Source organism: Pseudoalteromonas holothuriae (genome assembly GCF_945859825.1).
Lineage (GTDB): Bacteria > Pseudomonadota > Gammaproteobacteria > Enterobacterales > Alteromonadaceae > Pseudoalteromonas > Pseudoalteromonas holothuriae.
Map to the genome: position 1 here is coordinate 477,206 of NZ_CAMAPC010000003.1, position 11,585 is coordinate 488,790.

Here is an 11,585-nt window from a genome sequence, read left to right on the forward strand (position 1 = left end):
GTTGTAGTGAATGTTTTTCGACCCCCCCCTTATAACATTGTTGTGCATTTTAGGTTAAATTAAAGTTAAAAAAATATAACAATGCAGTTTATTTTTTGTTCATTTTAGGTCATCGTAAATGTGAATCCACTTCAAACAACATGTAAAGGAAATAATATGACAAAGCTAAACACTCTCACTTTAGCCGTTACTTTAGGTTTGGCTGCAAACAGTTACGCAGCACAAATGCTACCAGTAGACCCTGATAAAGCGATTGAAGATAAATATATTGTGGTCTTTGACACACCAACTGTGGTTGACCAAAAAGATGCAAATCGCATATCGGCTTATTTAAGTACACAAGGGAATGATTTAGAGACTAAGTATAATGTACGTGTAGAGCGTAACTTTGGTACGGCACTAAATGGTGTGCTCGTTAAAGCAAGTAAAAAACAAATCCATGAAATGTTAAAAGATGGCAACATCAAATACATTGAACAGGATCAGGTAGTTTCAGTAGAGCCAATGGTTGATACTAAAGTTGAGCAAAAAGCAATTGACATACAAGGCGACCAAAATAACGCGGTTTGGGGACTAGACCGAATTGATCAAGCCGACCTACCACTTAATGGTGTGTATCATTATGATTATGATGGCTCTGGTGTCACCGCTTACGTTATTGATACCGGTGTACTGATTAGTCATAATGAATTTGGTAACCGAGCAAGCCATGGTTATGACTTCATCGACAATGACTCAGACGCAACTGACTGTAACGGTCATGGTACACATGTCGCTGGTACAATTGGCGGCTCGCTTTATGGTGTTGCCAAAAATGTTAACGTAGTCGGTGTTAGAGTGCTAAGTTGTAGCGGTTCAGGCTCAAATTCAGGCGTTATTGCGGGTATTAATTGGGTTAAGAACAACGCCAGTGGCCCATCTGTTGCCAATATGAGTTTAGGCGGTGGCGCTTCACAAGCCACTGATGATGCAGTCAACAATGCCGTAGCATCTGGCATTAGCTTTGTAGTCGCTGCAGGTAATGATAACAGCAGTGCATGTAATTACTCGCCAGCTCGCGCAGCAAATGCCATTACTGTTGGCTCAACAACTAGTGGGGATAGCCGCTCAAGCTTCTCAAACTATGGCACATGTTTAGATATCTACGCGCCAGGGTCAAGCATCAAATCAGCATGGTACAACTCAAACTCTGCAACTAACACCATCAGCGGCACTTCGATGGCTGCACCTCATGTTGCCGGTGCTGTTGCGTTATACCTTGATGAAAACCCAAGTTTAAGCCCTGCGCAACTGGATCAAATGTTAAGCGCACAAAGTGCCAAGAATAAGCTGTCTGATGCTAAATCAGGTTCACCCAACGAGCTACTTCAAGCGGCAAGTGGACCAATTGTTGAGCCACCCATTACAGAGTTAACCAGTGGTGTTGGCGTGCCTGCAAACGGTGGTGCAGGTTCTCAAACATACTTTAAAATTGATGTCCCAGCAGGCAGTGATGCACTATCATTCGTATTAGCAGGTGGCTCTGGTGATGCTGACCTCTACGTTCAACAAGGCCAAAAGCCGACCCAAAATAGCTACCTATGTCGTCCGTATAAAAATGGTAATGCTGAGCAATGTGACTTTACTAACCCAGCAGGGGGTGAATGGTTTGCTATGCTACACGGTTACGCGGCATACAGCGGTGCCACATTAACCGCAACAGTTGGCGGCGATACCGGCGGCTGTGGCAGTAACTGCTTGCAAAACGGCGTACCTGTGACAGGTTTAGCTGGCAGTCAAAACCAACAAATAAGCTATACAATTGATGTACCTGCTAACGTAACACTTAATGTGTCAATTTCTGGTGGCACTGGTGATGCTGATTTATATGTTAAACAAGGCTCAGCAGCAACCAAGACTAATTACGATTGCCGTCCATTTGTAAATGGTAACAACGAAACATGTACCCTTAACTCAGGCCAAGGTGGTAAATTCCACATTATGCTAAATGGATATAACAGCTTTTCAGGCGTAAGCTTAGTAGGGCAGTACTAATATCGTTTTATAAATTCATAAACACAAAAAGCCCCAACTAATAATTGGGGCTTTTAATTACTCAAACAATCACTTCTGGTTTATTTATTAACACGTTTATACAACCCATCAAATACAGTTTGCCACTTTGCTTGCTTATGCGTTTTACTTTGCCACAATTGACGCACTGTACCATCCTTATTTGGTGTCCAAGTGATACGCTCAAAAATAAAGGTACCTGATTTATTTTGGCGCTTGCCCGACAACGACATGCTACCAGTACTCAAACCACCATTTAGCTGTAGTAATAAGCCTGAATTATCTACCCATGTTTGATGCCACCTGCGCGTAGTCGTATCAAAAATATTCAAACTTTCTCCAGAAAACCCCGACAATGCAGTGTATTGTTCTTTCACAACACAACCGCCATGCGATTTACTAATAACGTTATTTCCCACCAGCTTATTATCTGCGGTAAATACCTGCCAGTTGCCTAACCAAAAATCAAATTCATTAAATACTTTGTCATCGCACTTTGCCAAACTCTGTGTGCTGATAAAAAAACAGCCAATAAGCAGTGGTAATTTTAACATCGTCACCTTCTTAACCTCTTATTATTATATAAAATAGGCACTCGACCCCAAAACAAAGCCAAAGTAAGGGCTCATCAAAACGCCGTAATACATAATACGCTTTTTAGCTTTCTTTTTTATAGTAACGTTGTTACAAGCGAATAAGCAGCAAAGCACCACTTCACTAACTTCGTAACGTGTTGAATGTGGGTACTTTGCAGAGCGCTTTATGTAAGTGGCGAATGATAAAGCAGTGAAAGCCTCGATTGAACTGTGCAAATAATCAAACTCACCCGTCAACTTCCATTATTAAGACATTCACACTCAGTAGTTGGCTACACACCTAAATGTTTAAACATCTTGTTGTTTACTCATAAAATCAGCCATCCGCTGCATAACTTGTTCTTGGGTTAATTCTTCTTTATGCGTACCTATAGTCCAAATATGTCCGAATGGGTCTTGCAGTGTACCCGCTCTATCACCGTAAAATTGATCCTGTATAGGCCTAACTTCTGTCGCTCCATGAGCAATCGCTTGGGCAAATACTTTATCTACATCGGCAACATACAGCATTAAGCTAACAGGCGTCCCCCCTAATGTTTGCGGGTCCTGAAAATGCGCTTCGGGGCACATATCTGAGAGCATAATATGTGAGTCTCCAATTTTAAGCTCTGCATGCGCAATTCCTCCATCTGGCATTGGTAACTGCATTACCAGCTCCGCATCAAACGCTTTTTTGTAAAACTCAATCGCATTAACGGAGCCATTAATAATTAAGTAAGGGGTCACACTGTGGTAGCCTTTTGGGGTAGTTGGTACTGTCATCACTTTCTCCTTTTTTAAAACCCGTTTATGAGGTTAGTTTAAGATTGTGACAAACGCACAAGATGTTTTTATGAGTAATGCAATTAAGCGCAAGCACTTAGTGTGTATTTCATGGTGCAACATGGTATTAGGCCATTAAGTACAATCAACACGAAGTGCTACTTTTTCAATACCATGTGATGGGGTCCACTGTTTAAATACTGCAAAACCATATTTATTGTATAGCTTAATCGCTGGGGCATTAACGAGTGCGGTTTCAACCGTTGCTTGTTTTATATCACACTCATTCAATACGTAGTTGATGAGTTTACCCGCAATGCCTTTTCTAAAAAATTGCGGATCAACAGTTAAACTATGAATATCTAAATGCTGCTCACTAATTTGTATTTCAATCACCGCGGCTAATGTTTGCTGATCAATAAAACCATAAAATTCGCTCTTTGAACTGGCTATATCTTCAATGCTACGCGACAGTGGAGGGAAGTTCTCCACACCTATCAGTTGCGCCTCTATCTTGTAAGACTTTTGAAATACCGTATGAATGCCTTTGGCCTGAGCAATTTGAGTGTGATCTAGCTTGGTTATCATTTCTATCCTTTTTTGTAAGACCTTAACGCTGAGCATAAAAAATAGTAATTAATCATAAATATGATGACAGTAAATGTATCAAGTAATAACTATACTTATTAATTGTAAATAAGTGCTGTCAAATTTGTTTGCTACCAAAGTGCATAAAGAAACCTCGGAATGTGTAGCCAAGCTAACATAACGGCATATAAAACAAAGCTATTCTATATACTACAAGGAGATAAAACATGAGTTATGTAGACGGTTACGTTTGCGCGGTACCAACCAGTAAACGAGAAGAGTATTTGCAACACGCAAAAGTGGCTGCAAAACAATTAAAAAAATATGGTGCAGAGCGCATCATCGAAAATTGGGGTGATGATGTGCCTGATGGTGAACACACTTCTTTTGTCAAAGCAGTTAAATGCCAAGATGATGAAACAGTGGTGTTCTCTTGGATAATGTGGCCATCAAAAGCAATTCGAGATGCAGGCATGGCCAAATTTATGGAAGACCCTATTTGCGACCCTCAACAAAACCCTATGCCTTTTGACGGTAAGCGACTCATCTACGGTGGGTTTGAAACTATTTTAAGCATATAGTTAAGACAGCCATTTTTATAATAGCTAGTTTGTCTATATCGAGGTTTTGGTCTGGCTTTTAAAGACCATAAACTAGCTAAAAGGCAAATCATTGCATATTTTATTACATATTTTTTTATGCGATTGCAATATTGTATTAATCGCTTTTTTTAGTTACAAGAAAGGTCAACCCATTAACAAAACTTTGCCCAATTTAAGGTATTTCTAGCAAATTTATAGTGATACGGCTATTTTTTTATTCAATCAGTCAAATTTATTATCCCAACAAACAAAATAAAAATAAACAATCGTTCACCTCACAATAAAAGTACAAAAGTAGTTAACCTTTGCAAGCCACTTTATTAACATATTGTTTTTAGCACAATAAAAGTGACACAGCAGACTTTGCTTAACTTAAAAGCCCTCATTTCTCTTCTTTAACCCCTATTTATAACTTTAGAATATACTAAATTACAAAACAATATTTGACATCATTAGTTTTTCTCAATTGCCGATGTAATTGTGTTCGGTACACTCTGTTTTGGGTTACTTGTCTAGGCCATCTACACGTCTTTAGCAACTAATTCACCCCGCTATTAATAATAAAAATGAATTATCAAGGGATTCTTATGACATACAAACTATCTCCTGTTCGTAATGCCGTAACTACGGCACTACTAATGATGTCAGGCACAAGCTTTGCCTCAGATGGCGTAAATGAAGCAGCAAACAAAAAAGAAACAAAAGAAATTGAACGAGTCGCTGTAACAGGCTCTCGCCTTATCAGGCCAGAGCTTACGTCTTCTTTACCTATCACAACAGTAACCAGTGAAGATATCGCCCTCAGTGGACTTACCTCTATCACTGACGTGTTCACTCGATTACCCGCAATGAATGGCAACCAAGTGTCTATTGATGAGAACTTTGGTGCCGATGCAAGAAACAATGATGGTAGACAAAAAATTCAGCTGCGTGGCCTAGGCTATGCTCGCACCTTAAATCTACTCGATGGTGTAAGAATGGCTGCTGATACCGATGGTTCGGTCGATATTTCAATCATTCCAACCACAATGCTTAAAAGGGTTGATATTAAAAAAGGATCGGCTTCTGCAATTTATGGCTCCGATGCCATTGCTGGGGTAGTTAACTATCAATTACTAAAAGACTTTGAAGGAATAAAACTCAGTGCATCAACGGGGATCAGCGAATACAATGATGCCCCAACGCACACTTTCAGCTTCGTTGGTGGTACAAGTTTTGACAATGGCGGAATAACGCTAGGAATAGAAGCAAAAAAAGTGGGGACATATAACCGTGGCTCTCGCAGCTTTTATCACCCAGATCGAAGCGACCAAAAGATCAGTGGTATTTTTGAAGGTACTAACTTTTTGAGCATTTATGGCCCAGATGGCAACTTCACCTATTCTGATTGTGACCCAGATACTGCCACCGCCACTTATTACATGATGCACAGAAGTAATGGCTCAGATGGCAACAACTTATCTGATTTTGCACCCTATTCAGCCACATACAAAGGACAAGCAGGGCAAGCATGTTGGGAATTAGAAGAGATTGCCCAAGAGGAAGCAGAGAAAAAATACAAAGAGGCCCATGGTTATAACTACCAAAGTGAAACACTCGATGCCTCAAAAAGAACCGAGTACAGCGTTTTGCTCAACTCCTATTATAACTTTACAAATACGTTAGAGGGCACTTTCCAGCTTCTATATGCTGACAAAGAGAACTACGCTCAAGAAGCTGCAGCGGTCGTATCAGGTCTATTTGTTAGCAAGGATAATGAGTTCAATCCATTTGGTCGTGATGTGCGAATGAACCGCCGTTTAACCAACCTCAATAAACGAAACACCACAACAGTAACAACACCTTTGCATGTGCGCTTTGGCCTAAGTGGAGAGCTGTTTGAAAACTGGACCTGGTCAAGCGACTTAGTACACAGTACTTATGAAGCCAAAACAGCCTACCCTGCGGCTTTAAATAGAACGCTACTTCAAAACAGCTTAAGTGGCCCCGATGTGTGCCTTGCAGAAGATAACTGCTCGGCACTAAACCCTTTTCTAGATTTAGAAAACCTCAATAGCGAGTTATTAGATGCCATTATGATTGAGGGTATTTGGACTGAGCATAAAGCGACTACCAACACCTTCAATCTAAGCGCCGTTGGTGAAGTGTACGAGCTACCTGCAGGCAGCATCCAAGTCGCACTCGGAGTTGAGTATCGCACGGAAGAGGCTAGCAACAAATTTGATGATGTTCGAGGCAAGTATAAATTGGTCGGTAATTTAGCGCAGGAAGAAAGCAACATACCACCCAAACGTAAGATTAAAGAAGCCTACATAGAAACCAGTATACCTTTACTTGAAGACGCTTATTTTGCAAAGCACTTAAGTATTGAATTGGCTTTGCGCTATTCAAACTACAGTGATTCGGGTTCATCAAGCACGCCGTCAGTCAATATTTATTGGAAGCCCGTTGATGAGCTCATGGTACGGGCAAACTACTCCGAAGGTTTTAGAGCCCCTACCTTGTTTGATTTATATCGTGGTAGAGAAATACTTACCGATCGTTGGTACTCTAACTCTTCAGATCCGTGTAGCAACACGGGTTGGGAGCAACTCCCACTATGTAAAAGTTTTGGTGCAAGAGTTGCCGAAGCTGAGCCCTATCAATGGTCGTTTGAAATGGGTGGAAACGAAAACTTGAACCCCGAGACTTCTACATCACGCAACTTAGGCTTGGTTTGGACACCAGAATATATCAAAGGCTTGAGTGCAACTTTGGATTTCTGGAAAGTTGATATTGAAAATGCCCCAGAGCGTTTAACACGCGTCATGTTGCGCGAAAACGCACGTACCAATGGTGAGTTGTTTGCTGATTTAATTCAGCGTAACCCAACCACGCATGTGCTTGAACATTACAAAAGTATTATTATTAACATCGGAAAAACGCGATCTCAAGGATATGACTTAGACTTAAATTACGCATTTTCAGAAACGGCATTGGGACAATTTACAGTAAATTATTCTTTGGCTGAAATCACGCGTGGTGAAAACCAATACTTAGGGGATGACGAGTGGACGCCATCAATAGGACGCTATAATAATTTAGAAACTAAGCAGTCTTTTGGTATATTTTGGAATAAAGGAAATTGGAGTTCATCATTTACTGTAGCCTACGGTAGCAAAGCATTTAACTCCGATGAAGATGACATACTTGATTTAACCGACATACCAGAAAAAGACCAATACAGAGAAGCCAGAGAGTATGCCAAAAGCTGGTCGCCCTCTTATGACTTAAAAACCCTTACACTTGGGTATGATGCTCAAGCATATGGTCGTTTTAATCTAACCGTGCAAAACCCATTTGGTGAAACACCGCCATTTTATGATATCGCACGAGGATATGACCGAGGGCCAAACCCAAGGGGTCGTTACTTCACTTTATCATGGTTTAAAGAGTTTTAACCAAAGATAGGCAAAACAAAGCGTGCAGTGCTCAAAATAATGACCACTGCGCGTTCATTGTTTAAATTTCACACTACTCTAATCAAACAGCATACATTAATAATGGAATATAACCCCTTCACACGTCTCAAATGCAGCAGCTTATATCTAATCGATAAATAGATTTGGAGTTCACCAGACAGGCAGCTATGAGCGAGGAACTGCAGGAACAGACGGCCGCTCAAACCTGCTTTTGGACAGAAACCTGTTAGACAATTAACGAGCCTGTAGAATTTCTAAAAATGAAGAAACAGCTCGATTTTTTATTTGTGAAATTGATAAAAAATGCACTCATACATGAATTATTGATAGGTTTCACCCTCAATACTCGTTACTTTTTAACGTAGTGCACCTCAAAATGCTGGCTCTAGAGAAATTCTACAGCCTCAACGCCGTAATATGGGGCGTTGTTAAGCATTTACAATTCTATTAATCACGAATGAGCCATAGAGTATTATTCTTTTCATCAATCACTCTTTGAAGCATACGATCATTTGGATCAGTGCCATGATTTAGCAAAAGGTAAATGTCAGTAACTAATCCCCGATAGTTTGCATAAAACGAATGACCAAAAAACTGGGCTGATATCTCTTGTCTGGTATCTACCGTGTCCATACCGTCTACTACAAAAAAGCCAGCGGAAGAGTCGCCTAAGCGTGCTTGCCCTGTACCTTCTATGAAGTAGTTCATAAATCTTGAAGCCTTGCTCAGCACGTGGTCGTTAATGGATGAATACAGGGTTATTTTTCTTGCAACTTTAGACAAACTATATCGATTGAATTTATGATGATATTCGTCCATCGATATATCTGGGGCAGCGAGAATTATTTGATTAAATATCTTGTTGTTATTTTTCAACCGTCTTGATTTAAGGAGGTTATCATTTCCATCTATCTCCTCGTTGATAATAGAGAGCGAATTAACTAGCAAATATGTACCCATGCTGTGCGCAACAATATGAATCTGCTTATCTGTGTTTTCAGATAATTTAATTAGGAATTCTGCCAAGAACTTAAAATTATCTTTCGCTCTTTTCTTGTCAGTCGAGTAAGTTGCAGGGTTTTCTGATGATGGCCAACTAAAAAAAACCGCCTCTCCCTTGAAGTTAGTATCGTGCGCCAACTGAGCTGTTCTTATCGCAGCATTAGTAAAAGAGGTATTGAATCCATGAACAAAAACTAATAAATCGTCAGATGTAAGCTTAGAAATAAAGGGTGTAAATCCAATGTCATGCTCTAGTTTTGTGATTGACATCCCTTCAATACCGCCAATTTCTTTAGTAAATGGAATTTTTACTGTAGCTGTTCCGTATTGTATTTCCTTATTTGTATACTTATTTCCGGTGTTAAGCCTAGTTACATCACGAAGGCAATATTGATTAATTTGCGTTGTTATTGCACCTGCTATAGAGTCATGGCGCTCAATACACTTATCTACTCTCGTTGTACCGTAATGGACTTTTTTTTGGTAATAGGATTTCTCCGAAATCCACCCGTCACCATCAAGTAACGCGGATCCCGTTGACATTGTAGTACTAGTACACCCTGCTATAAGCAGGGGCATAACAAGTATTGGAACAAGCGCAGTCTTTAATTTATAGATTCTCAAGTCCACCTCCACATATTTTCAATGCCTAACAATTTAATAGTGAATGATTGGGTCATTTACATAACAGGAGCAATTACTTTTTTAATTGCCAATATTATTAGCAGATTATCTAAAATGTTACCAACTTTGATATTTTTCTGAAATCCAGCTAACGTGGACAGGCATTTAAGCTTTTCAAACTTAAAACTTTGAGTGCTTTGCCTAAGCTTTTAATTCTCAAAATCATTTCAAATTCTAAGTTCAAGGAGTGAACGATGGATTTAGCAAGGAAGCGGCAGATAAGTTTGTCAGATACTCGATATTATCATTGTGTTTCGCGCTGTGTGCATAGGGCATTTTGAGCTATAAGCAGACATATACACTTTAACTAGTAGTGTATTATACCTGCACCCTTTTGAATAAAAAGTCTAGGGAGTTATCCGCATAATCTGGTGTCAATTCACCATTTGAGTCACATGCTAGTGCCATTGAAAAGCCATGAAGATAGTCAACTAATAGATCAAGAAAAGCCTTTTCTTGATCGCTTCTTAGTTTTAATGGGTTAACAATTAAATTAAATCTACTTACAAATACATCAGCAGGACTGTTTGAAGACATAGATAAGAGGGTCTTTAATAAGCCATCATATTTTTGGAGAATTGCTAAATAGCTTTTTGAAAGCTCTTTTAGTTCCTGTTTCCAATCTAATTTTCCGCTAGGTACATATATTTCAGACATTAGTGACTTAGCAACACCCTCCAGTAAAATATTTTTGTTTTTAAAGTAATAATATAAAGCCATAGGATCGACATTTAATTCTTTCGAAATGGCCCTCATACTAGGCACTTTACCAGTGCCAGCCATCATACATTTAGCTTTACTTACTATTAACTCGGCACTAAGGCTGTTTTTATCTTTGGACGGGCGACCTCTTTTTGCTTCGGATTGCTTCATATAAAAATCTATATACTTTACTTTTAATTTCTACGCTGTAGAATAATTTTACAATATTCTACAGCGTAGAATAAAGTAAAATTAAGTTAATAGGGGTATTTATGTCCAATAAAGTATTTATAGCTACAAGCCTCGATGGTTACATCGCTGGAAAAAATAATGAAATTGATTGGTTAGAGGCTATCCCTAATCCAGATAATATCGATATGGGTTATCAGGCTCATATGGAAAGTATCGATGCTTTAGTTATGGGTCGTAACACGATGGAGTTAGTTGCAAGTATGGATATTGAATGGCCTTACAGCAAACCGGTTTTCGTTTTAAGTAAATCATTGACGAAAATGCCAGATAAACTGAAAGGAAAAGCATTTTTAGTTAAAGGGGATATAAAAAGTATCAATAACGAGTTAAAGAAAAAAGGATACAACAACTTATATATAGATGGTGGCTTGACTATTCAGAGTTTTTTAAAAGAAGACTTGGTTGATGAGCTTCTAATTACAACAATACCAATATTACTTGGCAGTGGAATCCGGCTCTTCGGTGAATTAAATCGTGTAATAGAATTTAGGTGTACAAAATCTGAAAGGTACTCAAATGGTATCTGCCAAAATCGTTTTGAGCGCTACGTTGGTTAATATTCAATTAAATACATGTGCCAATGCGAAAGACCGCTTTTGGCACACGGAACTATTAGGTTTTATTAAGTTCGCTTAGCCTAATTTGAAAAATCAAGTTAAGACTTATTCACCTCAAACATATTAAAAGCGAATATGGGCAATAAAGCGCCTCTGACAAAACCGAGTACACTGCACGCTGATTTTGGCTAAGAACTTCCTTAAAGTGTACTAGCTCAGACTTGATCTGACAGTTACCCGTTTTTTAATCGGTGACTGTCAGTCTAGATTTGAGCTAAATTTTTCTCAGCCCAGATCAATTTTCCATCTAATAAAGTTTCCAATGGC

Annotated in this window: 9 protein-coding genes and 1 pseudogene; 5 read left to right on the forward strand and 5 right to left on the reverse strand. The window is 39.2% G+C overall.

Features of this window, described 5'->3' with window-relative positions; genetic code table 11:
- Positions 1-156 precede the first annotated feature (156 nt).
- On the forward strand, positions 157-2,034 hold the full coding sequence (locus tag OCI93_RS06310) for a S8 family peptidase (RefSeq protein ID WP_261626045.1): 1,878 nt from the start codon (positions 157-159) through the stop codon (positions 2,032-2,034).
- Positions 2,035-2,114: 80 nt separating this feature from the next.
- Here the strand turns inward: OCI93_RS06310 and OCI93_RS06315 are convergent, their stop codons facing one another.
- From OCI93_RS06315 to OCI93_RS06325, 3 genes are all read right to left on the reverse strand, one after another.
- A complete protein-coding gene (locus OCI93_RS06315) occupies positions 2,115-2,606 on the reverse strand; it encodes a hypothetical protein (protein WP_261626046.1) in 492 nt (163 codons plus the stop codon).
- Positions 2,607-2,936: 330 nt separating this feature from the next.
- A complete protein-coding gene (locus tag OCI93_RS06320) occupies positions 2,937-3,410 on the reverse strand; it encodes a VOC family protein (protein ID WP_315942797.1) in 474 nt (157 codons plus the stop codon).
- A 135-nt stretch (positions 3,411-3,545) separates the two neighbouring features.
- Positions 3,546-3,998 (reverse strand): GNAT family N-acetyltransferase, encoded by a 453-nt coding sequence (locus tag OCI93_RS06325; protein WP_261626048.1) that lies wholly within the window; start codon positions 3,996-3,998, stop codon positions 3,546-3,548.
- A gap of 227 nt (positions 3,999-4,225) precedes the next feature.
- Between OCI93_RS06325 and OCI93_RS06330 the strand changes: the two genes are divergently transcribed.
- The gene (locus OCI93_RS06330; protein ID WP_261626049.1) at positions 4,226-4,579 is read left to right on the forward strand and encodes a DUF1428 domain-containing protein; all 354 of its coding nucleotides are present in this window, start codon (positions 4,226-4,228) and stop codon (positions 4,577-4,579) included.
- Positions 4,580-5,187: 608 nt separating this feature from the next.
- On the forward strand, positions 5,188-8,040 hold the full coding sequence (locus OCI93_RS06335; protein WP_261626050.1) for a TonB-dependent receptor plug domain-containing protein: 2,853 nt from the start codon (positions 5,188-5,190) through the stop codon (positions 8,038-8,040).
- Between the two features lie 468 nt (positions 8,041-8,508).
- On the opposite strand, the gene OCI93_RS06340 is transcribed toward OCI93_RS06335, so the two are convergent.
- Complete coding sequence (locus OCI93_RS06340; RefSeq protein ID WP_261626051.1) at positions 8,509-9,687, reverse strand: alpha/beta hydrolase; 1,179 nt, start codon at positions 9,685-9,687, stop codon at positions 8,509-8,511.
- Positions 9,688-9,941: 254 nt separating this feature from the next.
- On the opposite strand from OCI93_RS06340, the pseudogene OCI93_RS06345 reads away from it, so the two are divergent.
- Positions 9,942-10,025, forward strand: a pseudogene (locus tag OCI93_RS06345) (transposase); the annotation flags it as partial.
- 40 nt (positions 10,026-10,065) lie between these two features.
- Here OCI93_RS06345 and OCI93_RS06350 read toward each other — a convergent pair.
- Positions 10,066-10,620, reverse strand: a complete 555-nt coding sequence (locus OCI93_RS06350) for a TetR/AcrR family transcriptional regulator (RefSeq protein ID WP_261594431.1) — start codon at positions 10,618-10,620, stop codon at positions 10,066-10,068.
- A 101-nt stretch (positions 10,621-10,721) separates the two neighbouring features.
- Here OCI93_RS06350 and OCI93_RS06355 point away from each other — a divergent pair, with 101 nt between their 5' ends.
- On the forward strand, positions 10,722-11,258 hold the full coding sequence (locus tag OCI93_RS06355) for a dihydrofolate reductase family protein (protein WP_261594432.1): 537 nt from the start codon (positions 10,722-10,724) through the stop codon (positions 11,256-11,258).
- The last annotated feature ends 327 nt before the right edge of the window (positions 11,259-11,585 follow it).

Excerpts from the sequence above, each read along its gene's own strand:
- OCI93_RS06310 (WP_261626045.1), top strand. The coding sequence starts at position 157 with ATGACAAAGCTAAACACTCTCACTTTAGCCGTTACTTTAGGTTTGGCT.
- OCI93_RS06315 (WP_261626046.1), bottom strand. The coding sequence starts at position 2,606 with ATGTTAAAATTACCACTGCTTATTGGCTGTTTTTTTATCAGCACACAG.
- OCI93_RS06320 (WP_315942797.1), bottom strand. The coding sequence starts at position 3,410 with ATGACAGTACCAACTACCCCAAAAGGCTACCACAGTGTGACCCCTTAC.
- OCI93_RS06325 (WP_261626048.1), bottom strand. The coding sequence starts at position 3,998 with ATGATAACCAAGCTAGATCACACTCAAATTGCTCAGGCCAAAGGCATT.
- OCI93_RS06330 (WP_261626049.1), top strand. The coding sequence starts at position 4,226 with ATGAGTTATGTAGACGGTTACGTTTGCGCGGTACCAACCAGTAAACGA.
- OCI93_RS06335 (WP_261626050.1), top strand. The coding sequence starts at position 5,188 with ATGACATACAAACTATCTCCTGTTCGTAATGCCGTAACTACGGCACTA.
- OCI93_RS06350 (WP_261594431.1), bottom strand. The coding sequence starts at position 10,620 with ATGAAGCAATCCGAAGCAAAAAGAGGTCGCCCGTCCAAAGATAAAAAC.
- OCI93_RS06355 (WP_261594432.1), top strand. The coding sequence starts at position 10,722 with ATGTCCAATAAAGTATTTATAGCTACAAGCCTCGATGGTTACATCGCT.